This window comes from Neorhizobium sp. T7_12, from assembly GCF_002968535.1.
GTDB lineage: Bacteria > Pseudomonadota > Alphaproteobacteria > Rhizobiales > Rhizobiaceae > Neorhizobium > Neorhizobium tomejilense.
This window is the reverse complement of the sequence record NZ_PVBK01000011.1, coordinates 156,485-182,910: the sequence shown is the minus strand read 5'-3', so window position 1 is coordinate 182,910 and position 26,426 is coordinate 156,485. Positions and strand designations below refer to the sequence as shown.

22 protein-coding genes are annotated in these 26,426 nt (G+C 59.7%); 14 read left to right on the top strand and 8 right to left on the bottom strand.

Annotated features, from left to right (window positions below):
• Positions 1-276 precede the first annotated feature (276 nt).
• On the bottom strand, positions 277-606 hold the full coding sequence (locus C5J26_RS22165; protein WP_105403741.1) for a hypothetical protein: 330 nt from the start codon (positions 604-606) through the stop codon (positions 277-279).
• Positions 603-1,307: a 5-formyltetrahydrofolate cyclo-ligase gene (locus C5J26_RS22160; RefSeq protein ID WP_105403740.1), complete on the bottom strand. Its 705-nt coding sequence runs from the start codon at positions 1,305-1,307 to the stop codon at positions 603-605. Before C5J26_RS22160 ends, C5J26_RS22165 begins: the two co-directional genes overlap by 4 nt.
• Before the next feature lie 107 nt (positions 1,308-1,414).
• Between C5J26_RS22160 and C5J26_RS22155 the strand changes: the two genes are divergently transcribed.
• The gene (locus tag C5J26_RS22155) at positions 1,415-2,314 is read left to right on the top strand and encodes a LysR substrate-binding domain-containing protein (RefSeq protein ID WP_105403763.1); all 900 of its coding nucleotides are present in this window, start codon (positions 1,415-1,417) and stop codon (positions 2,312-2,314) included.
• Between the two features lie 29 nt (positions 2,315-2,343).
• Positions 2,344-3,474, top strand: coding sequence for an HPP family protein (locus tag C5J26_RS22150; RefSeq protein ID WP_105403739.1), 1,131 nt, complete (start codon positions 2,344-2,346; stop codon positions 3,472-3,474).
• Between the two features lie 11 nt (positions 3,475-3,485).
• On the opposite strand, the gene C5J26_RS22145 is transcribed toward C5J26_RS22150, so the two are convergent.
• A complete protein-coding gene (locus C5J26_RS22145) occupies positions 3,486-3,833 on the bottom strand; it encodes a hypothetical protein (protein WP_105403738.1) in 348 nt (115 codons plus the stop codon).
• Between the two features lie 779 nt (positions 3,834-4,612).
• Here C5J26_RS22145 and C5J26_RS22140 point away from each other — a divergent pair.
• The 4 genes from C5J26_RS22140 to C5J26_RS33335 all read left to right on the top strand — a co-directional run bounded on the left by C5J26_RS22140 (position 4,613) and on the right by C5J26_RS33335 (position 8,956).
• Positions 4,613-5,017 carry a GFA family protein gene (locus tag C5J26_RS22140; RefSeq protein ID WP_105403737.1) on the top strand — a complete coding sequence of 135 codons (405 nt, stop codon included), beginning with the start codon at positions 4,613-4,615 and terminating at the stop codon, positions 5,015-5,017.
• A gap of 265 nt (positions 5,018-5,282) precedes the next feature.
• Positions 5,283-5,471, top strand: coding sequence for a hypothetical protein (locus C5J26_RS22135; RefSeq protein WP_105403736.1), 189 nt, complete (start codon positions 5,283-5,285; stop codon positions 5,469-5,471).
• Positions 5,472-5,916: 445 nt separating this feature from the next.
• Positions 5,917-7,929 carry a methyl-accepting chemotaxis protein gene (locus tag C5J26_RS22130; protein ID WP_105403762.1) on the top strand — a complete coding sequence of 671 codons (2,013 nt, stop codon included), beginning with the start codon at positions 5,917-5,919 and terminating at the stop codon, positions 7,927-7,929.
• A 628-nt stretch (positions 7,930-8,557) separates the two neighbouring features.
• A complete protein-coding gene (locus C5J26_RS33335; protein ID WP_245441239.1) occupies positions 8,558-8,956 on the top strand; it encodes a transcriptional regulator in 399 nt (132 codons plus the stop codon).
• A 402-nt stretch (positions 8,957-9,358) separates the two neighbouring features.
• On the opposite strand, the gene C5J26_RS22120 is transcribed toward C5J26_RS33335, so the two are convergent.
• A complete protein-coding gene (locus C5J26_RS22120) occupies positions 9,359-11,452 on the bottom strand; it encodes an ATP-binding protein (RefSeq protein WP_105403735.1) in 2,094 nt (697 codons plus the stop codon).
• Positions 11,449-12,192 carry a response regulator gene (locus C5J26_RS22115; protein ID WP_105403734.1) on the bottom strand — a complete coding sequence of 248 codons (744 nt, stop codon included), beginning with the start codon at positions 12,190-12,192 and terminating at the stop codon, positions 11,449-11,451. The genes C5J26_RS22120 and C5J26_RS22115 overlap by 4 nt, the downstream gene beginning before the upstream one ends.
• Positions 12,193-12,406: 214 nt before the next feature.
• Here C5J26_RS22115 and C5J26_RS22110 point away from each other — a divergent pair, with 214 nt between their 5' ends.
• From C5J26_RS22110 to C5J26_RS22090, 5 genes are all read left to right on the top strand, one after another.
• Positions 12,407-13,429 (top strand): ABC transporter substrate-binding protein, encoded by a 1,023-nt coding sequence (locus C5J26_RS22110; RefSeq protein ID WP_105403733.1) that lies wholly within the window; start codon positions 12,407-12,409, stop codon positions 13,427-13,429.
• A 124-nt stretch (positions 13,430-13,553) separates the two neighbouring features.
• Positions 13,554-14,576: an ABC transporter substrate-binding protein gene (locus C5J26_RS22105; protein WP_371412639.1), complete on the top strand. Its 1,023-nt coding sequence runs from the start codon at positions 13,554-13,556 to the stop codon at positions 14,574-14,576.
• Positions 14,577-14,642: 66 nt separating this feature from the next.
• Positions 14,643-16,865, top strand: coding sequence for an iron ABC transporter permease (locus C5J26_RS22100; protein ID WP_105403731.1), 2,223 nt, complete (start codon positions 14,643-14,645; stop codon positions 16,863-16,865).
• Positions 16,862-17,923 (top strand): ABC transporter ATP-binding protein, encoded by a 1,062-nt coding sequence (locus tag C5J26_RS22095; protein ID WP_105403730.1) that lies wholly within the window; start codon positions 16,862-16,864, stop codon positions 17,921-17,923. Before C5J26_RS22100 ends, C5J26_RS22095 begins: the two co-directional genes overlap by 4 nt.
• Before the next feature lie 81 nt (positions 17,924-18,004).
• Positions 18,005-18,643 (top strand): HAD family phosphatase, encoded by a 639-nt coding sequence (locus tag C5J26_RS22090; protein ID WP_105403729.1) that lies wholly within the window; start codon positions 18,005-18,007, stop codon positions 18,641-18,643.
• A 190-nt stretch (positions 18,644-18,833) separates the two neighbouring features.
• Here the strand turns inward: C5J26_RS22090 and C5J26_RS22085 are convergent, their stop codons facing one another.
• Together C5J26_RS22085 and C5J26_RS22080 are read right to left on the bottom strand one after the other, a co-directional pair.
• Positions 18,834-19,463 (bottom strand): RES family NAD+ phosphorylase, encoded by a 630-nt coding sequence (locus C5J26_RS22085; RefSeq protein WP_105403728.1) that lies wholly within the window; start codon positions 19,461-19,463, stop codon positions 18,834-18,836.
• A complete protein-coding gene (locus C5J26_RS22080) occupies positions 19,460-20,239 on the bottom strand; it encodes a hypothetical protein (protein ID WP_172746015.1) in 780 nt (259 codons plus the stop codon). Before C5J26_RS22080 ends, C5J26_RS22085 begins: the two co-directional genes overlap by 4 nt.
• A 1,168-nt stretch (positions 20,240-21,407) precedes the next feature.
• Here C5J26_RS22080 and C5J26_RS22070 point away from each other — a divergent pair.
• The 3 genes from C5J26_RS22070 to C5J26_RS22060 are packed head-to-tail and all read left to right on the top strand — an operon-like array spanning position 21,408 to position 25,153.
• On the top strand, positions 21,408-22,904 hold the full coding sequence (locus C5J26_RS22070) for a sugar ABC transporter ATP-binding protein (protein ID WP_105403725.1): 1,497 nt from the start codon (positions 21,408-21,410) through the stop codon (positions 22,902-22,904).
• Positions 22,905-22,939: 35 nt separating this feature from the next.
• The gene (locus C5J26_RS22065; protein WP_105403724.1) at positions 22,940-24,004 is read left to right on the top strand and encodes an ABC transporter permease; all 1,065 of its coding nucleotides are present in this window, start codon (positions 22,940-22,942) and stop codon (positions 24,002-24,004) included.
• Positions 24,005-24,052: 48 nt separating this feature from the next.
• A complete protein-coding gene (locus C5J26_RS22060; protein ID WP_105403723.1) occupies positions 24,053-25,153 on the top strand; it encodes a substrate-binding domain-containing protein in 1,101 nt (366 codons plus the stop codon).
• Between the two features lie 103 nt (positions 25,154-25,256).
• Here C5J26_RS22060 and C5J26_RS22055 read toward each other — a convergent pair whose 3' ends face one another.
• A complete protein-coding gene (locus C5J26_RS22055; RefSeq protein ID WP_245441241.1) occupies positions 25,257-26,246 on the bottom strand; it encodes a LacI family DNA-binding transcriptional regulator in 990 nt (329 codons plus the stop codon).
• Positions 26,247-26,426 lie beyond the last annotated feature (180 nt).

The following is a 26,426-nucleotide window of genomic DNA, read 5'->3' as shown; positions in this document are numbered from 1 at the left end:
CTCTCTTGCACATTTCGGCCTCCCAAAGACAATGACAGGCGACGGTACCACGACCCACACGCTCAGTTGTCAGCGGAGGAGTAAGTTCGTTCAGGGGTGGTCAAGGTGCGGAGACAACAGCGCTTACGGTACACCCACCTTCCCGCCTCATCTTTCCGCCGATACACCGCTTCCAGCCAATGAATCGAGTCATCGACGGGCAGGACGGGGTACCAGGCATACCAATGCGACCAAGCCAGTTGCGGATATTTCCGGTCCGACATTATGTCTTCGCTCCTATACCTGAAGGCCGCCAGTAATCGAGAAAGAGGCGACAAGACTGACCGCGGAAAGCCCCGTGCTGAGCGCGGGGCGCAGGTAGCGCCTGGCTATCGGGGAGCCTGCGAGGCCGAGTGCGAAGACGAGGCTTCCGATGACCGAACCGCAATGGGCAAAGGAAAGCGTGACCGTCATCAGCGCCACGCTGGTGGCGACCATTGTTGTAATGGATGTTTGTGCGGCGGGATTTGTGTCTCGACGAAAGATAATGAGGAACGGATGCCACGCAAACGCGATCGCAGCGGCCAGGCAAAGCGGTGCCGTCCACTCGGCCGGTACGACGATCATTTTTCGCCTTCCAGCCTGAGCGCCGCGTCTCGGCCTGGGCGAACCCGCACCTGAACATCGGTCACGATCGCATCCATAGGAATGTCATGGGCTTGAGGGCGAATGCTCTCGATCTCTTGGAACTCGAAGCCGACTCCGATTTTGAGGGGTGGCGGATCCAGAGCCGCTAACGTCCGGTCGAAATAACCGCCACCGAAACCAAGGCGGTAGCATTGCGCGTCGAACCCGACGAGCGGCGCGATGATAATGTCGGGACGTCGCACCTGCCCATGGCGAGGCACGGGGATGTTCAAAACCCCTTGTTCAAGCTCCTCACCGACGCTCCAGGTACGAAATGTCAACGGTTTCCGCCGTTCCGTCACCACGGGCAGGAGGCCGATCGCCCCACCTGCCGATGCGGACACGATCCAGCCCCGCAGATCCGGTTCTCCCAGAAATGGCCAATAGAAGCTGACATTCCGGCCGCCCAGATTGGGCAGAAGCTTATCAAGATGCTGCCTGAGCAGGAGGGTTCTGCGTTGGCGTTCCTCAGAACTGAGAAGTGTGCGCAGATCGATCAGCCGGCGGCGCTCATCTCTTCGCCACGCGTTGATGGTCGCCCGGTCTACCCCCAGTCCCATATAGACTGGATCGACTTCATGCATCAGACAAGCAGGAGACGCGTAGGCTGCTGGAAGTTCTTTCTCGTTTTCATTGCTCATCGGCTCATTCTTTTCGCGCTGGCGTGAGTTTGCCCCTAGGATCAACCTTGAATGATATTCGCATTTAGGAAATGATAGCGCAGCATCATTCGTTTGGCGAGATCAACGTGGACCCGACATCACTCGAAATTTTTCTTGCTGTGGCTTGTGAAACAAGCGTCACGCGTGCCGCAAGAAAGCTTGCCCGAGCTCCTTCGAATGTTACCACGCGCATCCAACTGCTCGAAGAACAAGTCGGCGCGCAGTTGTTCAGCCGCGAGGGGAAAAAAATGACATTGACCCGCGAGGGCCGGACGTTTGTGACCTACGCGCGACGGCTGGTTGCACTTGCCGAAGAAGCCCGTCTTGCGATGAAGAACATGGCAACCCTTCGAGTTGGTACCATGGAGAGCACAGCCGCAAGCAGGTTGCCTCCGGTCCTTGCTCAGTTCAATGAGAATTGGCCCTCGGTGTCTCTGCAATTGACGCTCGGCGCTACTCAAGACCTTGCCGCTGCCGTTATTGCAGACGAACTGGACTGCGCGCTTGTCGCGCGGCCGCCGCGAGACCAAACCGACAATGCGGTCTCCTTCGACCGCCACGGGCTGCTCCACGTAACGCCGATCTACCAGGAAGAACTGCTTCTTATTCTTCCTCCCAACCACCTGCCGGTCCGGGACGCCAGTGACATCCGATCACGGCAGTTGGCGGCGCTTGAGCCCGGCTGCACCTATCGCCGCGTTGCCGAACGGTGGGTAAGGCTGACGGCCGATCTCCCAACCCTTGAGGTGGGCTCCTACCATTCCATGTTGGCCCACGTCGTTGCAGGCAATGCTGCCGGCGTCATACCCCGCTCCGTTTTGGATGGCATGCACTGGAGCGCCGATATCGAAGTTCATTCGCTGGGGCCGGTCGACACGTTGCTGATTTCGAAGAGGGACCGGAGGTCAGCGACGCTTCAGGGTCTTGAAGCGATTCTCGTCAGTTCCGGCGCCGCTACACCGAGATCGTCGGCTCGTCCCTCCTAAGTTCTCACAAACTCATCACCAGGTTTTGCATGTCATCTCCCAAGCAAGAAGACGCCGCTCGAAGGCGAGCTCGCCTCTCATTCCGCTTGTTCTATCCAATCCTCGCCGGCGCCACCCTTCGAGATAGGCTTCTTGCATGCCTGGGTGCACTCGTTGCCATCGCACTGACGGGTATGCTCTGCGGCGTTCTCTTCGGAGAAGGCGCTCATTTGCCGCTCATCGTTGCCCCGATGGGCGCGTCGGCGGTTCTACTTTTTGCCGTGCCTGCCAGCCCGCTTGCGCAACCATGGTCGATCGTCGGCGGCAACACGATATCGGCTATCATGGGCGTTCTTTCTGCAAGCCTGATAAACGATCCGATCATCGCAACAGGTGTCGGAGTATCACTTGCGATTGCCGCAATGTCCTTCACGCGCTGCCTGCATCCGCCCGGGGGCGCCGCTGCACTCACGGCAGTCCTCGGCGGGCCGGTGGTTGCAAGTTGGGGGATGCTCTTTCCATTCGTCCCAGTCGCGCTAAATTCATGCCTGCTCGTAGGCGTAGGCTTGCTGTTTCACAGACTGTCGCGCCACAATTATCCGCATGTCGTTCCGCAACCGGCAAACGTGCATCGCACTTCGGACCCGGCGCCCGCGCAACGGGCCGGGTTTCGGGAGGAGGATATCGATGCGGCGCTTGCGAAGCTGAACGAAACGTTTGACATCGATCGTGCCGATCTGGGCCGGGTATTGCGGCAGGTGGAGCTTGAGGCGGTCTCGCGCGCCAACGGCGACATCCGATGTGCGGATATCATGTCGCGCGATGTCATTGCGATCGATATCGATGCAACAGTGGAGCAGGCTCGTTGGCTTCTCTTAAATCACAACGTTCGGACCCTGCCAGTCAGGGGAGCCGACAGGAGCCTTGTCGGCTCAGTCGGCTTAAGGGAGCTCGCCTTAGCGTCCGGCTCGTTGGAGCGGCGGATCTCTGAGGCGACGACCGCACGATCCGACGATGTCGCTTTCGGCCTGTTGCCCGTATTGACTGATGGCCGCACGCATGCGGTCGTCATCGTAGACGATGAACGGCGGATACTCGGATTGATCACGCAGACCGACTTGCTTAATGCGGTCGCCAGGGCACTTCCGCGTGAGCAAAGGCTTGCGACCGCGGCGGCGTAGTCTCAGAAGCTTCAGCGCAGGCCCAGGTAGGCAATGAGACAGGCGACTGACAAGGCAACCAAAAGCGTTGGCCTCAGACCGTCCAAAAGAACTGCGAATAGCAGGCCACTGGCAAGCGTCAACGCAGCGCGCAGCACATCCGTATCCGCAATGGTCAGGGCCAGGGCCGTCAGAAAAACGGCGCTGGCGACCATCGTCAGCGGCGAGGTTGCTTCGGCTCTACCGTCCGCGCGAATGTATGGAACAAGGAACCGGCGCACGCTGAGAGAGAGTGCGGCAGCAAGTAAAAAACAGGTCAGGATATTCGTCAAATTGTGCCCGCCGCAGGAATTTTCACGGGCCAGCCATGCAAACGCCATGCCACTATGGCGTTCTTCAAGGTCTGGAAGTTGCGGTCCGCAAGGTGCGGCGGCGCGACATCTCCGACCATCGGCTCAGACCCGCATGCACAAACAATGGTCGTAGGCCGGTCAAAAAATAATCAGAAGGGCAACCCGAAATGGTTTTGGCCGCTCTCGATAGATGATGTCCCAATTTTAACCCCAAGCCATCCGAAGTGGTGAAACCTCCTTGCAGCGAATTTTCGGTGCGCCCTCCCGCACCTCCATCTGCGAATTACCTGGGAGCAGGTCGCCAAGATTGGTGGGGTATGCCGATGTTGCCGTCCCTGCCACCACCTCTTGCTAGCGCGGCTACGGATATCTGCTTGTTGAGGCCGAGGACGCCTCCGCCAAATGCCCTTTGCGGACACGAAAGAGCCCGCGCGTACCCCCGTGCGCGGGCTCTTCCTAAGCCGGAGACTCTTCTACGCTCGGCTTAGGCATAATGATGGTAACCGGGATGATAGAGGCCACCAACCCACCAAAAGGAACTAGAGCAAATGGATCGCTTGACTGAAAGGACGGTCAGCGCCATAGGCGCCGACCGCTGAGATTGCTGGTTGGGGGTAAACTGCACCTCTCAGATGCACATTACATCCGCTAATCTCATAAGGGTCAAGCTGGCCATTTGACCGACGCTGGCGAGTTGAGCGCCTGCACGTCCTTGCTATCAGAATCTATCGAAACCAGTATGATGGCGCCTCCTGAAGGAAAGGTTGTAACCACAACTTTCCGATGAGGATGGAGGAGGAGTTCCGTTGAAGAGAACAGCGATGTGTTCGTGCGGCAAACTTTCTATCATGACCTCCGGCGCACCAAAGAAGGTCTCCATATGCCATTGCGACGCCTGTCAACGCCGTACCGGGTCAGGTTTTGGGATAGCGGTGTTCTTTGCGTCTGAAGCGACGGAAGAGCACGGTCACGCATCGGTCTTCAGACGGATCGGCGACAGTGGAAAATCTATCGATTTCCATTTCTGCCCCGCTTGTGGATCAACTGTCTTTTGGAAGCCTGAGTTGCGACCCGGCTTGACCGCCATCGCTTTCGGCTGTTTCGACGACAGGCAGGGCCTAGAGCCGTCGCAGTCGGTCTACAATGATCAACGTCATGCGTGGCTTTCACTCGAAATCGACCACCGGACTTTGGAAAATAAGGACGATTGATACCCTGAAGCTCTGATGCAAGCTTTAGGATCAGCGAGCCGCCTTCCGTGGGGGGCGGCCGCAGCTCGTCGACCGGACAGGGCTGTGGTTTCCCACTAAAGAGGTGATGGCTTTGCAAGCCGTAACGCACCCGCCACAGTCTTCATTGGATGGTTGTTTTTTCCTCTTCGAGGACTCCTCTAGCGGTAAGACAGGCTGGCGCGGGTAGGCATTGTTTGCAGGGCTATGGTAGAGAAGGCTACGGGCATTTGATAACGGGTAGACCATGACCAACCGCCAATTGATGATCCTCTCAATAACCCTGGCAAGCTGCATCGCTTACCTGCTGATCATTCAGACCATCGTTCGTCCTGGCTGGCATCCGAGCTTCCCCGGCGTTTTAGCTGACCCCGTAATCATCGCAATCTGCGCCATCGGACTTTTCAAGGTCTGGCGCAGCCGAGACGCATCCTAAGGGGGTCGTGAGATCTTGGAGGCAATCGCGACGGGGAGACGTACCGTCGATGCCGAGCCACGTGCTGACACAGCACGTGATCGCTGGGCACTACAACTTCTTGCGCCGGCGGCGGATCCTTCGTGTGGATAGATTGAGTGCAGAGCTGGTTAAGGTGACCTGCAGGTAGGTCTGGGTACGGCCGTCAGCCCGTTTCCATGTGCGGAAGCAAGCCTCCGCTGGTTGCTGGCTAGTCGCCTGCGCCGATTGAATGGCAGCCGTTCGTGCGCTTTTAACCTCAACGGAAACTTAAGCAATCTGTCATAATTCTAATTGATCACCTCCTTGCAGAGCGTGTGAAGACGCATTTGAGTTCCCCATGAATGTGCCGCTGGGATACCTTTGCCCGGCTCGTTGATCAATTGCGTCGCCGGGCCAGGGCGTTCGGCACGACAGGAGTGTTATGATGCCGTCAAAGCTTTTCGCCCGCATCAGTGCCAAGCTGAGCGCCATGTCAGCCGCCGGCATTCTGATGGTTTTGGCCCTGCTGGTGTCGGTCTTGGTTGGCGGAGCCTCGGTCGATAGGAGTTCCGATTTCGGTCGCTCGCAACTGGTTATTTCCCGTGACCTGGTCGATGCGAAAGCATCGTTACGTGGCATGATGATAGGAATGTTGGACCTGCGCCTCGCGGAGACATCGGCAGAGGCAATAAAAGCGCGCCAATATGTTGCCAAACGATATGAGTCGGTCACAAATTATCTGTCGAGTGCGAGCGCCCATGTCACGCTGCAGGCGAACAAGGACCGGATAGCTGCGGTCACCGAGCTGACCCGTCAGTGGATGACGGAGTATGAAAGTCTTTCGAAAGCTGTCGGCGCAAGATTTGACAGCCCCGCCAAGGCTGCCGAGGTTTCCGGAGAGGAAAAGTCTGCTCAAGGCAGGCTCTTGGTCATTGCCGATCAGATCGGATCGTTGCTCGATGAATGTGTGAATGCGGCCAAAAGCAAGGCGGACGAAGCGGCAGTTCAAATGCGGGCCGCGTCGCGCTTGGCGCTCCAAATTAGCCTTGGAATGGGCTTTCTTGTCGTCGCAGCGCTTCTAGGATCGGCAATCTTTGGGTCGAGGGCGATCGCCCGCCCGATCAATCAGTTGACAGCAACTATGAAGCAGCTTGCACACGGCGACCTGGATACGAGAATACCATTCGCGCACAGGGCGGACGAGATCGGCGATATGGCTACCGCAGTCGAGGTGTTCAAGCAAAACGCCATTAAGGTGCGTCAACTGAATGCCCAGGAAAGTGCCTTGCAAGCCAAAAGCGCCGATCTCTCCTCGAACATTTCCATTGTTGTCGCGGCGGCGGTGGCGGGCGACTTCACGAAACGAGTTGAGAAGGCCTATGACAATCCCGATCTTGATCGTTTCGCGACAAGCGTCAACCAGCTGGTAACCACCGTGCACGAAGGCGTCAGTGAAACTCAACGCGTTGTTGCGGCATTGGCGCAGGGTGATCTCACCGATGAAATGCATGGGGAATTCCAAGGGTCTTTCGGCGAGCTTAGGCGTGATGTGAATTCGACGATGGGCGGACTGCGAACTGTCATGGACGAGGTGAGGGCGGCGATAGACACGATCAATTCCGGCACTGACGAATTGAGCAACGCCGCTGGCGACCTGGCCAGACGGACGGAACAGCAAGCCGCTTCGTTGGAGGAAACCGCAGCGAGCCTTGAGGAAATCACAGCCGCTGTAAAGAATTCGACAGGTCGAGCGGCGGAAGCCAGTCAGATGGTAGGCGAGGCTCGAAAGAGCACGAACGAATCGAGCGCAGTGGTCACAGATGCGGTATCTGCCATGGGTCGTATCGAACAGGCCTCGAACGAAATCGGCCAGATCATCAGCGTCATCGACGAGATTGCGTTTCAGACAAACTTACTGGCGCTCAACGCCGGCGTCGAGGCTGCGCGAGCCGGTGAAGCCGGAAAAGGCTTTGCAGTTGTCGCACAGGAGGTTCGCGAACTTGCGCAGCGCTCCGCTCAGGCTGCAAAGGATATCAAGGGTTTGATTACCCGCTCAAGAACCGAGGTCCAGACGGGCGTAAGATTGGTAACCGAGACGGGTGACGCATTGAGCGTTATTCAAACGCAGGTGACAAAGATCAACGACCACGTCCATTCCATCGCAACCGCTGCGAAGGAGCAGACAATCGGGCTTTCCGAGGTTAATACCGCTGTCAATCAGATGGATCAGGTCACGCAGCAGAATGCGGCCATGGTCGAGCAGGCGACCGCAAACACCCGCCGACTGGCGGAAGAAGTCGTTACGCTTTCCCGGCTGATCTCCCGCTTCAAGGTCAGGCCAGAAGCGGGTAGGGCGATTACTCTTGCCAGAGCGGCCGCGCCTCATGCGCCCTCGGCTTCGCCAGCGCGTGGGCTGCATCAGACGCTGGTAAAGGCCGTGGGTGCGAACGCTCGCTGACGGACTAATAGGGGTGTGAAGGGCTTTCACCATCTTACCTACCACCACAGCCTACCGAGTTCGTAGCCCCGATCGAGACGGCAATGAAATAGCGGTCGAAGTTACTAACGCTGGTAGCGCTCCAATGCGGGAGGTAACGGCGAGTCGCAGTTGATGCCCGCCTGCTCATCTTGACCTGCGGCCGCCAAACGCGAGTGGTGAGGACGCGATGGCTGAACGTGCCCGAACCTCTCGCTGCGTGCTGACGGCGGAATTGGCTGCTAGTCCAGGTAGTGCCGCAGGCTGATCAAAAAGGGTCTTGGCGCATATCGGCAGCCGAGTATGGCCGTAGGCCTGGCCCGCTCGATTGATAGGGGTTATCTGGCAGGGCTTGTCGCGATGCTGAAAGCGTCGCCGGAACGTCACCGCAGATACCGGCCTCTCAAATATCAAATCCGAGCTCGATCGGGGGAGACATGGATCTCAAGTCCGTTGCGCAAGATCTGCAGGACGAGGCAATGCCATTCCTTCTGGAACTTCCGAAGTTGGCAGATCCGGAACGTCTTTCGCCGGCAAACAACAGGGCGCGGCGTTGTTGACACCGCCGATCGAGCAGGAGACAAATGCAGCGGCTTTACACGAGACCATAATGGCCGACGATATGAATACGATGACAGATGCTGACACGCCGACGGTTGCGGCGCCCGCACCGAAGAAGGAGCGCAAACCTCGCGCCAAAAAGGCGGCGCTTGAGACGGCCTCAGCCGCAGTTTCGGCGCAACCGGCAGCGGCTTCGAATGCCGCAGCGGTCAAGCCGAAGAGGGGACGCAAGGCAAAGTCCGACGAAGGTGCGCCAAGCGCCAAGCGTGCGCCTGTCAAGCGTGCTCCGAAGGCCGTGCCGGCAGCGACTGCACCGTCGGTGGCGGCAGTTGACGAGTTTGCGGATCTCCTGCAGCTGGAAGAGGAAAACCAGAGACTGCGCAAGCAGCTGGCCGAGAAGCTGCGTGCTGAAAATGCCGATCTGCGAAAGCGGCTCAACCTCGGTTGATCGGCAGCCGTCGGTCACCGTCGCCGTCGGAGGCGATATTCCCGGCAGCCTCGACAAAGGCGAGACTGGGCTGGGTTCCCGATCGTGCTGTCGATCTCTCAGACGGCCGACGACAGTTTGCCAGCGGTAACGACGTCATCGATCTGCTGGCCGACATTCTGCACCTTGGGTTCAGTACATCAAGCTTCCCTTTCGAGCCGCAGAACCCGCACCAGCTGTGCCTGGGCGGTCCGCCTCCGCGCCGCTGAACAGCTAAATCGAGCTCCTTTCTACCGATATCACTGTCGAGGAAGTAACCTTCTTCGCGGCACCAAATCCCAATCGCGCCCATCACCATTCTTTGTACGAATCTTAACATCGGCGGTGATTATGAGTTTTCCCCCGCTTTGCGTAAAGCCAGTTTCAGGCTGGAAACAAAAGCTCGACAACCGTTCCCTTGTCCGGCAGCGATGCGATGCGAGCGTCGCCGCCGCTTTGGCGTACGAACCCATAGACCATTGCCAGGCCAAGACCCGCACCGCCCTCTGCGTCGCGGGTCGTAAAATAGGGTTCGAAAGCCCTGTCGACTGCCTCCGGTGTCATGCCGATGCCGTCATCCGTCACGCTGACGCTGACGCCGGGTTCGCTCCGGGAACAACGGATAAGAATTGTTCCACCAGTCGGCATAGCCGTGGCGGCGTTGAGGCAGAGATTGAGGATCGACTGCTCGAAGAGTGCGGTATCGATACGGACGGTGGGCAGGTCGTCGGAAATTTCGAACGCAAGCTGGCACTTTTCGCCGACGGCAATTTCCAGCACGTCGGCCATACCGCGTAGCACCACGCCGATTTCCACCACGTCAGGGTGGATTGGCTGCTGGCTGCCAATGGAAAGCATACTGCCGGCGAGGGACCGGCCGCGGTCGGCAGCTTTACGGATGCGAGCGAGGTGTCGCTTTTGCCGGTCGTTGAAGCCTGTTTCGCGCTCCAGGAGGCCGAGGCTGCCGGTGATGATGCCGATCATGTTGCCTACCTCGTGGCTTACCTGGTGGGTCATGCGCATAATGCCGTCAAGGCGCTGGATTTTTGCTGCCTCAGCCTCCTGCCGGTCCATGTCTGTAATATCGCGCGCCAGAAGGACTATGCCGCCGTCTGGTTGGCGAGATAACGACACTTCCGTCACCCGGCCCGCTTCAGCGCGGTGGCGGAGCACAGACTGGTCGCGAAGTAGGCCGGCATCGTCGTCGTCGGGCAGATCGGCCGGATCGATCTCCTGCAGGGGTGCGACGAACCTTCGGAGCGGCAGTTTTCTCGCTGAACCGGACCAGCCGATCAACTCGATGACGCGGCGGTTCATCGTGATCGGGCGCCCACGCGGATCGAACAGCGCGATTCCCTCATTCATGCTGCGGAACGTGGAGCGGATGGTGCGGGCCGCGGCTTCGGTCGTGCGCCGTAGCCGCGTGACGCGCTCGACGCTCTCGCGGAACGCACGGAAGGCTTCGAGCAGGCGCACCAGCTCCGTTTCCGTGCCGTTGTAGCTGGGGGTTTCGACGTTTGTGCCCCCTTCGGCAAGCGCGTTCATGCCGTTCGAAAGGGAGACGATGCCGCGCGAGACGCGCATGACGGAGCGGATCGAGATCGCGGCCATTGCCAACACGAGCAGCGAGCCGACGGCGACGGTGACGAGAATGCGGCTCAAGGCGTCGGAGGTCGAGACGAGGTCGTCACTGAGGCTGCGGGCAACGGCCTCGCTTTGTGTTTCCGTGGCATGGGACAGATCGCGCGAGACGGTGTGCAGACGCGAGACCGCGGCGCGAATGGCGAACATTTCGAAGAGATAGCGCGTCTGTGCCTCGAAGATTCGTTCGTAAGGTGCAAGTTCGGCCGCGGCGATCCGTATATCGGGCGCAGCGCGTTCGAGGCGCGGGGAGGTTTCCAAGACGTATCGGCGGCGCAACTCGCCGAGCTGGAAGAGACTGTCCGAATTGGAGGCGGATTGCACTATGCCGTTCAGGCGAGCGCGAAAGTCGGCATCCGCCAGGCCGCTGCCAGTCGCGATCTCGCCGAGCGCGGCCGCAGCCTCCGCCTTGTGCTGCTGGGCGGAGTCCGCATCGCCCGCAAGCGCCGTCGTCTGCGTGCGGATCGTTTGGAGCAGTTCGACGATCCGGCTGTTCCCAAAGCCCTCCAGGACGGCCCCGTCGCTCTCAGGTTGGATGGCGCGCAAAAGACCATCGACCTGAAAGACGATCGAACGGCTTTCGCTGGAGACCCGGTAGGGCGATGAAGCGTTCATCAGGAAAGGTGCGCTAGAGACGAGATCGGAAACCTGTCGCGAGACCAGCGAGGTCTTGGCGAGACTAGAGAACGCCTGCAAGCTATAGGCGGCCATCTCTTGGCGCGTCCGCTCCAAGCTGTAGACGGCGATTGCCGCCAGGCTGAACACGAGCACGCAGATGCAGGCTATGGCGAAGGGAAGGCGAAACGCGATGGAGGAAAGGAAGGGGCAACCGATCACGGTTCGATCTCGCCATCGTCGGTGGCCAGGACATAGCCTTTGCCACGCCGCGTCTTGATATGGCGCGGCAGGTCCGGATTGCGCTCGATCTTGCGACGCAGACGCAGCACGAGCACGTCGACATTGCGGTCGACATAGCGCTCGCTTTCCGCACCGCCCAATCGGTCAAGAATATGCGCCCGGCTGACGGGAATGTTGGGTGTCTCGGCGAGAATTTGGAGCAGCGCAAATTCGGCGCTTGTAAGCGACTTGCCGGGGTCGATGTGGCATATCGCGCGACGGCGCTCGAGGTCTACCGACCAATCACCGAGCTTCAGGGATGTGGCTTCGTGCTCTCGCTCGCTTTCCCGCTCCGGTTTCAGCCAGGGGATCGTTCGGCGCAGGACCGCCTTGATACGGGCAGTCAGTTCAATGGGCTCGAAGGGCTTGACCACATAGTCGTCTGCCGCAGTTTCGAGGCCGAGCACGCGGTCCAGGGCGCTGCCGGCGGCCGTTACCATGACAATACCGATATTGGTCTGTGCGCGCAGGCGCTGCGCAAAAGTGCGGCCGGACGTGCCGGGCAGATTGTGGTCTACAAGGACAAGATGGACGGTTCTGCGCGAAAGCACGGTCGCGGCCTCTTCAGCCGACCGCGCGGTGAGAGGTGTCCACCCTTCCGCCTCAACGAGGTCGGAGATAAGTTCAGCCATGTCCGGATCGTCCTCGACGATCAGGATTGTTATCCTCTCGTTCAACACATGCACGTCCTCCCGTATGTATTATACGCAGAGCCGTCACGATCTTCAAAGTGGGCGAATGTTGCGCGGTCTGTCACATTTGTAACGGTTGTCATCTTTTCCGCGGCGATACCGCTTCCGCTGTAAGAACCGTAATCGTTCTTCGATTGCGCAAGACAGCAGATGTGACATCCTGACTGCCGAGATTGGGACGCAAGTCCAATGGGAGGAAATTGTGAGAGGTATCACCGCTTTCAGCGCGGTAGCAGCTTTGTGGCTGGCGACCGCCAGTGCCGGCATGGCAGCCGTGTCGCTCACCGTTCTGTGCGGTGCGGACGAGATGTGGTGTGCCGCGATGAAGACGGCCTATGAGGCGAAGACCGGTCTCGAAATTTCCGTTACCCGCAAAAGCACCGGCGAAATTCTCAAACAGATCCGCGCGGAGAAGACAGCGCCTGCCGGCGATGTCTGGTGGGGCGGCACGGGCGATGCCCATCTGCAAGCCGGATCTGAAAATCTTCTCGAAGCCTACCAGCCGGCCCATGAGCGCGACATGTTGCCCTGGGCGCAGAACCTCTTCGTCATGTCCGGCGGCCGCTCGGCCGGCATTTATGCGGGGGCGCTCGGCTTCGCTTACAATGCCGCTCTGCTGCGGGAGCTAAAGCTGCCCGCGCCGACCTGCTGGAAGGACCTCACGGACATCGCTTATCGTGGCCGCATCCAGAGCGGTAATCCGAATTCGTCGGGCACCGCGTTCACGATGCTTGCGACGTTGGTGCAGCTTTTCGGCGAGGACGAGGCCTTTCGGTATCTCGCCGCGCTCAACCGCAATATCGAACGTTACACGCCTTCGGGGGCAGCCCCCATCAGGGCGGCTGCGCGCGGAGAAACGCTCATCGGCATTTCGTTCATGCATGACGCCGTCACGCAGAGACAAGTGGGTTTCCCCCTCGTCATCGTCGCACCCTGCGAAGGCACTGGCTACGAGATCGGCGCCGTCAGCATCATCAAAGGTACAAGGAATATCGAGGAAGCAAAACGCTTCGTCGAATTTGCGCTCAGTCCGGAAGGGCAGAGTACGGGCGCGGCGTCTGGGCAGAACCAAGTGCCGTCCAACGCGAAATCTAGCCTCCCGGTTGCAGCCCCGGATATCTCGATGATCAAGATGGTGGACTATGATTTCGCCACCTTCGGCTCGCCGGATGAACGAAGTCGGCTGCTGCGCAGGTTTGACGCGGAAATCGCTGCGACAAACTGAACTAGCCCTTTAGGCAAAGCACAAATCCGAAAACATGTACAAGCCGCCGCAAGTGGGCCGATGGCCCTGCTGTGTCTTGTTCGCGCGGAAATCAGACCAAGGCAACAGGAGGATGCCCATGAAAATGAAGACCCTTTCCCTCATGCTCTTCGCCGGCACGGCGATCGGCGCGTCACCGGTGCAGGCGAATGGCGAGCTCAACCTTATCTGCTCGGCAGACGTCGTGATCTGCGAGCAGATGAAGGGCGATTTCGAGAAGGCGCATAACGACGTGAAGGTGAATATGGTCCGCCTGTCGTCCGGCGAGACCTATGCCAAGGTACGCGCCGAGGCTCGTAACCCGAAGACCGACGTCTGGTGGGGTGGCACGGGCGACCCTCATCTCCAGGCGGCGTCGGAGAATTTGACGCTTGAATACAAATCGCCGAAGCTCGATGAACTCAATGACTGGGCGAAGAAGCAGGCCGAAAGCTCCGGGTACAAGACGGTCGGCGTCTATGCCGGCGCGCTCGGCTGGGGTTTCAACACAGAAATCTTCAAGTCTAAGGGCTACAAAGAGCCGGTCTGCTGGGCCGACCTTCTGGCACCGGAACTGAAGGGCGAAATCCAGATCGCGAACCCCAATTCTTCCGGCACCGCATATACGGCGCTCGCCTCTCTCGTGCAGATCATGGGCGAGGAGCGGGCCTTCGCCTACCTGAAGACGCTGAATGGCAACATCTCGCAATATACCAAGTCGGGCTCGGCACCGGTCAAGGCGGCAGCACGCGGCGAGACGGCGGTTGGAATTGTCTTCGTGCACGATGCGGTGGCGCAGACCGCGGAAGGCTTCGCGGTCAAATCGATCACGCCTTGCGAAGGCACCGGCTATGAGATCGGGTCTATGTCGATCATCAAGGGCGCCCGCAACCTCGACAGTGCGAAGGTCTGGTACGACTGGGCGCTGACGGCGGAAGTCCAGTCGCGAATGAAGGATGCCAAATCCTTCCAGCTGCCTTCCAACAAGAGCGCCATCATCCCGAAGGAGGCGCCGCGCTTCGAGGATATGAAGCTGATCGACTACGACTTCAAGACTTATGGCGATCCGGCAAAGCGCAAGGCCCTACTGGAACGCTGGGATCGCGAAATCGGCGCCGCCGCCAACTGATACCCTGATCGGAAGCGCCTGCCTCACCAGGCGCCTCCTCCTCACACTCAAAGAGCGAGGTCAGCCATGAGACATGGCAATCGCAGGCTGGACATGGTCCTGGTCCTGGGCGTGGTAGCATTGACGCTATTACCTTGGTATCGAATCGAGAACGGCTTCCTGGGGCTCGGCTGGCTTGCCGGTTTCCCCCTTTCTCCGGAGGCTGCCCCTGCCGTCGTGCAGATGGTTGCTCATGGCCGGCTGTGGCTTTCCGGTGCACTCGTGCTCCTTCTCCTGGCGGTCATAGCTCGAACCATGGCAGATCCGATGCGCCGGGGCGCCCTTCTCGCCTGGATCGGTGCGATGGGCGTTCTCTTCCTCTCGCTCCAAGGCCTCGCCATCGGCTTTTCCGGCTGGATCTGGACAGTAAGTGAAACGCTCTTCGGCACGCTCTCGAATGGCCAACCTTCCATGGGAGCGGGTGCGGTCCTCTCTGCCATCACGTTCGCGCTGCTCTTCGCCTTCGGCCTTGCCGAACGCGGTGCTATGAAGGGGGATGCCTTCGTCGTGAGCGCGATCACGCTGCTCGTCTTTCTTGTTGCCGTCTTCGTCTTCTACCCGATCGGCAGCATGTTCGTCGGTTCGATGCAGGATCTCGACGGCTCGTACCATGCGGAGAACTTCATCCGCAACATGCAGGATCCGAGCATCTGGAGCCTGAACTGCCTGATCGGTGCCGGTCGCTGTGGCGTAGCCTGGCGCACGTTCTGGCTCGCCGTCATGACCGGCCTCGGTTCGACACTTCTGGGCCTCGCCTTCGCGCTCGTCGCCACCCGCACGCGTTTTCCCTTCAAGAAAGGCCTGCGGCTGCTGACGATCTTGCCGATCATCACACCACCCTTCGTCATCGGCCTGGCGCTTACGCTGCTCTTCGGCCGCGCCGGCGTCGTAACGCAGGTCCTGTCGGACCTTTTCGGCATCGAGCCCGGCCGCTGGCTCTACGGCCTCACCGGCATCTGGATCGCGCAGGTCCTGTCCTTCACGCCGATCGCCTTCCTGGTGCTCATCGGAGTCGTCGAGGGCGTCAGCCCGTCAATGGAGGAGGCCTCCACGACGCTGCGAGCCGACCGCTGGCGCACGTTCCGGCGGGTGTCGCTTCCGCTGATGAAGCCCGGTCTCGCCAACGCCTTCCTCATCGGCTTCATCGAAAGCATGGCCGACTTCGGCAACCCGCTGGTACTCGGCGGCAGCCACGGCGTGCTCTCGACGGAAATCTTCTTCGCCGTGGTCGGTTCGCAGAACGATCCGTCGCGCGCGGCTGTCCTCGCCATGGTGCTGTTGTTCTTTACGCTCTCGGCCTTCCTCGCCCAGCGCGTCTGGCTATCGGGCAAGAACTACGCCACCGTCACTGGCAAGGGCGATAGCGGGTCGCATATCGCGCTGCCGCGCGGGCTGTCGATCGGTGTTCATGCCATGGTTATTCCGTGGATCCTCTTCACGCTCGTCATCTACGGAATGATCCTGATCGGCGGCTTCGTGAAGACCTGGGGTCTCGACAATTCGCTGACGCTCGACCACTACGCCAAAGCTTTCTCTATCAGCTTCGAAAACGGGATTGTCTGGACGGGCGTCGCTTGGAACTCGTTCTGGACAACGATGGAGATCGCGTTGGTCTCCGCCCCGCTGACCGCCGCCGTCGGTCTTCTGACAGCCTATATCATCGTCCGCCAGAAATTCGCCGGCAAGAATGCCTTCGAATTCGCCTTGATGATGAGCTTTGCCATTCCCGGCACGGTCATCGGCGTCAGCTACATCATGGCCTTTAATCTTCCGCCCTTGGAGATGACCGGCTCGGCACTGATCTTGATCGCCTGCTTCGTCTTCCGCAACATGCCCGTCGGTGTGCGCGGCGGGATCGCTGCGATGAGCCAGCTCGACAAGAGCCTGGATGAGGCCTCCCTGACGCTTCGGGCCAACAGCTTCCGCACGGTCCGCAAGGTCATCCTGCCGCTCTTGCGCCCGGCCATTACCGCGGCGCTCGTCTATTCCTTTGTGCGCGCAATCACTTCCATCAGCGCAGTCATCTTCCTCGTTAGCGCCGAGTACAATATGGCGACCTCCTACATTGTCGGTCTTGTCGAGAATGGCGAGTACGGCGTGGCCATCGCCTATTCCTCCATGCTGATCGTCGTGATGATCACCGTCATCGCCGGCTTCCAGTTCATCGTGGGCGAACGGCGCCTGCGCCGTGAAAACCGCGTCGCCGGCCTCGCCACATTCGCTACCCCTCGCCAGGAGAAAATCGCATGATCAACCATAAAGCCGGTTCCGTCGTCTTCCAGAACGTGCGTAAGACGTTTGGCGCCTTCACTGCCATTCCGGGCCTCTCGCTCACCATCGAGCGCGGCACGCTCGTCACCCTGCTTGGCCCCTCCGGCTGCGGCAAGACAACGACGCTGCGCATGCTTGCCGGCCTCGAACATCCGTCGGCCGGAAAAATCCTCATCGGCGGCAAGGATGTCACTATGCTACCGGCCAATGAGCGCGACGTCTCGATGGTCTTCCAGTCCTATGCGCTCTTTCCGCACATGAATGCGCGCGACAACGTCGCCTACGGGCTGGAATCGTCCGGTCTCGGTCGTAAGCAAGCGCGCGAGAAGGCGGAGGAGGGGTTGGCCCTTGTTGGCCTTGCGGGCATGGGCCATCGCCTTCCCGCCGAACTATCCGGCGGCCAGCAGCAGCGCGTTGCAGTCGCCCGCGCACTGGTGCTGGAGCCGCAGGTGCTGCTGCTCGATGAGCCACTATCCAACCTTGATGCCCGCCTGCGCCGCAAGGTGCGCACGGACATCCGCGAACTCCAGCAGCGCCTCGGCTTCACGGCCGTGTATGTCACGCACGATCAGGACGAGGCGCTTGCTGTGTCCGACCGCATCATCATCATGAAGGATGGCGAAGTCGCTCAGTCTGGGACCCCGCGCGATCTTTACGAGGCGCCGGCTTCTGCATTCATCGCCGATTTCATGGGGGAGGCGAATGTCATCCCATGCGAGGTGATCGGCATCCATGGGCAAAATGCTGAAATCCGCATTGGTGGCTTTCAGCATCGCGTACCGGCGGGCAAGGCAACGCCGGGTGCGGCGATCCTTGCCGTTCGTCCTGGCGCGATCGCACTCTCCGCGGAACCTGGGAACGGTTTTGCCGGTCGCATTCTGCATTCAGCATACCTCGGAGATCATGTCGAGTATGAGGTCGAAACCGACTTTGGCACCCTCTTCGTCGTCGACCCTGTGGTCGATCGCATACTACCGGCCGCGTCCGACGCTACGCTCTGTTTCCGAAGTCGCGGTATCGCACTTATCCGCACATGAGCGCTTCGGGGGTAAAGCAGTGAGCCAGTTGTATCGAGCCGTTGCGTCACGTCAACGTCCCGATCGGACGAGGGAACAACCATGATTGATATTCGAACGCTTGAACATAATTTCGAGGCCGTGATTTTTGATTGTGACGGTACACTTGTTGACACTCCGCCTATCTATGCGGACGCATGGGGAGCCGCCTTTTCACTGTCCGGCAAACTGATGGACCGTGCATGGTATTTTGTGCGGGCCGGAATGTCCGAGGGGGTGCTGATGGACGCCTTTGAGCAAGAATTCCGCGTCGTGCTCGATCGCAAAGCCGTCATCGACACCATGCGGTCGCGCTTCCTTCAGAATGTACATACTGTGCGCGAAGTTCGTCCAGTTGCGGCAACCGTTCGTCGGCTGGCCACTTTGGTTCCCATGGCTGTTGCCTCTGGCGGTTCGCTCGAAGTTGTGGCAGCGACGCTACAAGCGACCGGGCTTCGGGAGTATTTCGACCACGTGGTTACGATTGATGACGTGGCAAATCCAAAGCCGGCGCCGGATCTGTTTCTGCACGCGGCCGCTTTGCTGGGAATGAAACCGGCTCGGTGCGTCGTGTTCGAAGATAGCGAACAGGGTCTTGAGGCCGGTCGACGGGCGGGTATGAGCGTCATTGACGTGAACCGTCTCGATCGCGATGAGCAGGGGCAAATAAGCGTAGGCAGCGGCTTCCCGCGGGATGGTTGACGCGAATTGGCATAGGCAACAACTAGTCACGCCGCCTGACACGCCGCTGGCCTCTCGGGTGGGCACCTTAAAATAGGCAACGACCACAACCGATGTGCTCGTATTTGACTGGGTTTGGGACGCGGCTGCGTTGTCGTTCGCCTTTTCCTCCTACAGCCGCTGGTAGGGTCGGAAGACTACACCAAAGCGATTACAGCACGAGGGTGATATCAACGCGCGCGGCGAACGTAGCAACCTGCCGCATTTCCCCGACGTTCGAGTAGATTCCGACTTTGCTGATTTCCCTCAAATCGGTCTCGGCGACGCGATCTCCAAACAGGAGAACCGCCTGCTGTGGATCACAGCGTTTCGATGTCCAGATCAGGCCATGCGCGTCCGGCCGGCTTTTGTGGATGGCCAAGGCCCACTGCGCAGTGATGTGATAGTCAGCGGCTGTCGTATCGATGAGGTCTCCTCTGCCGACGCCCCACTTCGCAAGATCAGGGGCGAAAAGAGGAACGAGAACAAGATCACGCTTCAACTCAATGACAGAATGGGCAAGGGGCTTGATATTGTCGACGCCAACGGTTTTGTTCGGCTCGTCAATCGGCACATCGTGAAAGATTGTCTCGTGAACGGCGCATTCGTAGTCGGTTGCCAGATACTGCGTGGGGACAGCGCCGCTGCCCAGGAACAGCGGGGCAAAACGGCTGGGGCGGCCTTTGCCGGGATTGAAAGAGCAGCTTGCGAAACGCTGTTCATGGACTCTGTGGAACCTCGTCCGAGCCTTGATCTCACGCGAGTTCGAGGCCGGGAACGGGGACGGAGGGGCATCGATCATCCGGCGATATATTCAACCTCGCGGGATGCGGCGGAAACCGCGGCATCGCCGTCTTTCAACACGTCGACAGGGCGCTTGCCAGCAAGCCATCCGTTGGGAGAGGTGAACCAGAATGCCAATTGCCAGCCGGACTTTTTCTCGCCAAGTAGGGCAAGCACCCTGGCGATGCTTTCAATGGGCTGCCCCTCCTCGAACTGAAAGGCTGGAAAATACTCGACGCCGCCGTGCTTGATCGAAAATACCTTTCCCTTCATTTTCCATCGCGACGCCGTCATGCTCTTGTTTTTGGACCCATGTCCGGCAACGTCCGCCAGATCCTTGCTCGTAAAGCTCGGCCATTCCCCGAAAAACCTTGCTCTTGCCTTGGCATTGCTGTCGTAGAGCAATCTCTCAACCTCGGCATTGGGAGGCGTGCGCATATACACCGACACCAGTGCGTCTATGGCGTCATCGGTCAGTTTGCTCTGACGGGCTTCCACAATTGACGGAACATGCTCGACGATATCGCGTATCGTTTCCCGTACTGCCCGATTGGGGTTGTCGACCAGCAAGACCATCATGTCATCGACATCAGTTTCAGGCGTGGAGTGCATGGCGCTCGCCATCGCTCTGCGCAGTTTCGCGCCAGTGGGTGACACACGCGGCTCCGCCGCCGGCTTACGCTTCTCTAACTGCGCACCCGATCTCTTCTTGCTGGGAGACGAATCCATCTCGACCTGCAGCGCGTGAGCGAATTCGGCGCCATCGTAGACGCGAAGGCCGTTGGTAGAAACCATATTGATGCCCCGGATATTCTAGTTATCAATGTGATCTGTAACCTATATCACTCACGGGTCGTTTTCAAGTACTGCCTCCCATGGCGGAAAAGCGCAAATGCAACGGAGAATCGCATTGCGGAGCGTCTGCAACTCGAAGAAGAAAACCGGGGCCTGCGCAAGCCGTTTTTCGAAAAGCGTCGGGCCAAAAATGCGGGTCTGCGAAAGCGACTCCATCTCGGGTTGAGAGGAGAAGGCATGCGCGCCTAGCCGCGATGTCATGTCGGCGAGGTCACGGCCGCTGACCGGTTCGCGCTCGCTTCGTGCATGCGAGCAGAACGAGAGATCAATGAAACTGGGATCCACCTTCCAGCCCCATGTTCGCAGGCTGCCGCCAGTAGTGTCGCACCATCCGCTACGATCTCTTGCGAGACGCGGATCGCGCCGTCGCTGTCGCGTTCGGTCCAGTCATTTCCACCACGGGTGATGATCTTCACCTCGTTCGACCTGAAATCGATTGCGATCCGGTACCCGTCCCATTTAAATCAAATGCCAGTTGAGCCCTCACGGCGGCTTCGCGTTCAAGAGAGCCAGGTACGGTTCGCACGCCAGTTGGCCGGAAAAGTGGCCACATATCAAGGATGCCGCAGTTAAAGCGAAGTCACACTGCACAAATAGCCGCTCGGTTGTTCCATAATAACACGTTACGCCGCAAAAGATGCTTCAGCCGGTTGAGCCGTAATGTGGGTGCCGCGGGTTCGGTTCCCATCAAGGCGTGCAAGCCTTGGTAGGACAGATCGACGAGCGCTTGCCCAGAGTACCGGTCGATATGGATCATCCGCCGGCCGATAACATCGTCTGGACAGATGCCGGCCGAGTAGACGCCAGAGGCATCGTGGAAATGTCGAAGCCCGGCCGGGTGTCAGCCGCTTCAGCCGTCTCAACGGCAACGTCTGACCCGACAGACCCCCTTCGACTTTCCGGCGTCGGCATCGGAGAGCGGAACCGGCGCCTTCTCGACTGACCAGCTGGCCTTGGGCAGGACATCGGTCGTCACCGTCTGCGATTTCGGAACCTCATTCTAGAGAGGCGTTGGGACTATTCTTGACGGGGAGCGGAAATGCTCTTGACGTCGATGTTATCGATAACATACTGTATGATGGTGGCAGCAAGCTTTGGGAGGAGCAGGGTGGACAATCGCAGACTCATCGAGTTCCAGAACATCACCAAGGTATTTGGTGGCACTCGCGCCCTCGAAAACGTCTCCATCGATTTGCTCGCTGGCGAGATCCTGGCGCTCCTCGGCGAGAACGGCGCCGGAAAGTCGACGCTGATCAAGACGCTTGCCGGCATCTACAAGCCGGATGGCGGCCAAATCCTCTTTCGCGGCGAGCCTTACAGTCACCGCCCGCCGAAGCCCAATACGCGTCAACCCGTTGCCTTCATCCATCAGGATCTCGGTCTGATCGAATGGATGACGGTCGGCGAGAATGTCGGTTTGGCGCAGGGCTTTTCCATGCGCTCGCGGCTGATCGACTGGCGCGGAACGGAAGATCGTGCCCGCGAAGCGCTGGCACTGGTCGGCTGCGACTTCGACCCCAGCACCCGCGTCCAGGACCTCACCCGCACGGAAAAATCGCTTGTTGCAATCGCCCGCGCACTTGCCGTCGAGGCTGACGTTCTGGTTCTCGACGAACCGACCGCAAGCCTTCCAGCCGACGAAGTGGGGCGCTTGTTCGACGCCCTTCGCCCGTTGAAGGAACGGGGCGTTGGCATGATCTACGTGTCGCACCGGCTGGACGAGATTTTTCGCATCGCCGACCGCGTCGCAGTCTTGCGCGACGGCAAGCTGGTGGGCCAGCGGCCAGTCAGCGAGACGCGGCCGGACGACCTGATCGAGATGATCGTCGGCCGCCCGGCCAACCAGCTTTTCGTCAAGGCCGCCTGCACACCTGGCAGGACCGTCCTTGCAGCGAAAGATCTGACCTGCGCCGGCACAGGACCCGTATCCTTCGATATCCGCCGAAACGAGCTTCTGGGCCTTGTCGGACTGCGCGGCGCCGGTCAGGAAATCATAGGCCGCGCCCTGTTTGGCTGCGAGGCATTTGGCGGCACCATTCACCTCGACGACAAAACCCCGGACCTTTCGAGCGCCGTCGCAGCGATGAGATCCGGCATCGGGTTGATCGCCCGTGACCGGACGGAGGAATCCGTTGCGATGTCGCTGTCGCTCCGGGAAAACACTTTCATCAACCCCGGTGCATCCGGCCGTGGCATGTTCTCTTTCCTGTCGCCGGCCGAGGAGGCCAAGCGGTCCCGCAAGATCGGTGAAGCGGTGGGGTTGCGCCCGAACGACCAGAGACTGCCAATCGAAGCCCTTTCGGGCGGCAACCAGCAGAAAGTCGTCGTCGGCCGCTGGTTGGTCACGGCTCGCAAACTGCTAATCGCCGAAGACCCGACCGCCGGCGTCGATGTCGGAGCCAAGGCTGAGATTTACAAACTGATCGCCCGCGCATTGGAAGCCGGTCTAGCCGTCGTTGTCGTGTCCACCGATTTCGAAGAAATCGCCCACATCTGCCATCGTGCGCTGGTTTTTTCTCGCGGCCGCATCGTTGCCGAACTCCAGGGTGAGGCCCTGACCACATCCGCCGTCATTTCCGCCGCTTCGGCATCGGAAGCGGCCTAGACCAAAAACCTTGTAGACCACGGGAGCCACGAACCATGCAATCGATCGAATCCACGGCGCTTGAGCCGACGCGCGGCGAACTGGCCGGGCTGACCATTGGTCAGAAGATCGCCCGCTTTGTCCCAGTCTATGGTCTCGTCATTCTGACGATCTTCCTGATCCTCCTGTTTTCGGTCCTGCTGCCCGCAACCTTCCCGACCCTGCTGAATCTGCGCTCGATCGTTTCGGACAAGGCGATCATCGCACTTCTGTCATTGGCGGCGATGATCCCGATGGCTTCCGGTCGCATCGATCTCACGGTAGGCTACGGCATCGTGCTCTGGCATATTCTGGCGATCAGTCTCCAGACCATGTTCGGTGTTCCGTGGCCGATCGCTGTTGCCATTGTGCTGGCGCTCGGCGCCTTCACCGGTTTCCTCAATGGCCTTCTGGTCGAGGTGGCGCGGATCGACAGTTTCATCGCCACGCTTGGCACCGGCACCATACTCTATGCGCTGGCGCTGTGGCATACCGGCGGTCGGCAGGTGGTGGGTGTTCTGCCCAATGGCTTCTATGCGCTCAACGGCACCATGGTGTTTGGTCTGCCCATCACCGGGTTCTATGTTATGGCCATTGCCGTCACGCTCTGGATCATCATGGAATATCTGCCGATCGGCCGCTATGTCTATGCCATCGGTGCCAATCCGAAGGCGGCTGCGCTGAACGGTATCCCGGTCCGCCGCTTCGTCATCGGCGCCTTCGTCACTTCGGGGACGCTTGCAGCGCTTGCTGGCGTCCTGCTCGCCTCGAAACTGCGCATCGGCCAGGCAAGCGTGGGGCTGGAATACCTGCTGCCGGCGCTCGTCGGTGCTTTTCTCGGCTCCACCACGATCAAGCCCGGCCGCGTCAATGTCTGGGGCACGATGATCGGTGTCGTCATTCTGGCGGTCGGCATCTCCGGCATTCAGCAGATCGGCGGTTCATTCTTTGTCGAGCCGCTCTTCAACGGTCTCACCCTGCTCGTGGCTATCGGCATCGCCGGTTATGCGCAGCGCAAAAGGGGCGCAGCCGGCAAGGCGGCGGTGCCCGGCCCGTTGCCCGCAAAAACGCAGACAAGCTGACGAAAAAGGTTTCCACGAACCGCACCATCTTCAAAGGGAGGAAAGAATATGCAACGCAGAACACTGATCCAGAACTCGGTCGCCATGCTGGCACTGATGCTGGCGGGCCCGGCGCTGGCCGATGCCATGGCCAATGCCAAGACCGTGGTGGACAAATACGCCACCCGCGTCACCGCTTGGGACGGCCCGAAGACCAGCCCCAAGGCGCAGGAAGGCAAGACCATCGTCGTGCTGGCCGGCGATCTCAAGAATGGCGGCATCCTGGGCGTGACCACCGGCGTCGAGGAGGCCGCGAAGGCAATTGGCTGGGAGGTCAAGGTGCTGGATGGCGCCGGCTCGATCGGCGGCCGCACGGCAGCGTTCGGCCAGGCACTGGCCCTGAAGCCAGCCGGCATCATCATCAACGGCTTCGATGCCGTCGAGCAGGCCCCGGCCCTGGAGCAGGTGAAGGCTGCGGGGATTCCGCTCGTCGCCTGGCATGCGGGACCAGTCATCGGCCCCGATAAAAAGACAGGTCTCTTCGCCAATGTCAGCACCGATGCCATGGAAGTCTCCAAGGCGGCGGCCGACTACGCCTATGTCGATGCCAAGGGCAAGCCGGGCGTGATCATCTTCACCGACAGCACCTATGCCATCGCCATCGCAAAGGCTGACAAGATGAAGGCTGAGATCGAGGTTCTCGGCGGCACGGTTCTCGCGTATGTCGACACGCCCATCGCCGAAACGTCGCAGCGCATGCCGCAGCTGACCACGTCGCTGCTGCAGAAATACGGCGACAAATGGACCCACTCGCTGGCCATCAACGATCTCTATTTCGACTTCATGGGTCCATCGCTTGCAGCCGCGGGCAAGGGCGGCACCGATGCACCGATCAATGTGGCAGCCGGCGATGGTTCGGAATCAGCCTATCAGCGCATCCGTGCCGGTCAGTTCCAGAAGGTGACGGTCGCCGAACCTTTGAACCTGCAGGGATGGCAGCTCGTCGATGAGCTGAACCGCGCATTCGCCGGCGAAACTTGGTCCGGCTACCTATCGCCCCTGCACGTCGTCACGTCGGGCAATGTCGAGTTCGACGGTGGACCGAAGAACAGCTTCGACCCGGATAACGGCTATCGTGACGAATACAAGAAACTCTGGCGCAAGATGTAACAACCGTCTCCCAAGCAAACTCGGCACCGCGAATGGTGCCCATTTTTTCAGTTTCTAAAAAACACCCAATAAAACTCCCTGACGGTCAGCTGGAAACCTGCAACTAGAATTTTTCGGTGGTGTTGCCCTGGACCAAATGCAGCGCTGCTTGCCATGACCTGCTGGGGTTAACGTTGGCGTTCCGAAGCATGTCCAGTAGCGCGCGAGCGGCCGTCTCCCCGATCGCCTCTCGCGGCGTATCGATCGTGGTGAGCCGGGTGCGCACCGTATTGGGAATGGACGTACCGTTGAACCCCACTACCGAGACCTGGCCCGGGACAGCAATACCCGCTTCGTGAAGATACGATAGGCCGCCCAGCGCCATTGCGTCATTCAGGAAGTGGATGGCCTGTACGTCGGGATGCGTCCGCATGAGTTGCTCCGTCAAAAGGCGCCCGGTCGCGGCCTGTCTCGGTTTCCGCTCGCACGTTACGCTCACCAGGCCGATGTCGGCGGCGGCAAGCGAAGACTGCAGTGAGAGATAGCGGCGGCGGGCACAAAGATCCTTCTCCAGCTCGGCACCAACGTAGGCGATCCTCTGCAAGCCACGCGCGAGAAAATGCATTGCAACGAGGCGGCCTGCCTCCGCATGGGATGGGCCTGCCCCGAAATCGAGGCCGGAGTTATCGCAATCCCAAAGCTGAATGGCTGGGCAGCTGCGGTTTTCAAGCAACCTCATGGAAGCGGCGCTCCGCTCCATACCGCCATTCAGCAAAAGTCCGGCCGGCTGGAACGAGAGCATTTCACGAATAAGATCGGCTTCCACGACCGGGTCGAAATGCGACTCGCCGATGAACGTTTGATACCCATTCGGTCTGAGCACCGCGTTTACCCCGCTGAGCACTTCGGAGAAGACGATATCGCTGATCGAAGGGATGATGACCGCCACCATACGGCTTCTGCGCGAACTCAGCGATCCTGCGAGGCTGTTGGGAAGGTATCCCAATTCGTCCGCCGCTCGCCTGACTCTCGCTCGCGTCTCCTCTGAGATGCTTCCGACGCCCCGGATTACCTTTGAGACGGTCATTCTGCTGACGCCCGCCCTGGCAGCCACTTCAACAAGAGTGACGGTGTTCGCGCGTTTCTGCCTCACATATTTCTCCTCTTTGCAGGGATGCACAAACAGACTTGACGCTCCCGATTGTTATCGATAACATGAATTTAGGTTAGCGATAACCCCATAACGCCAGATGCGACGGTTTTAAGTCCGGGCAAGCGGTTTGGGAGGAGAGCG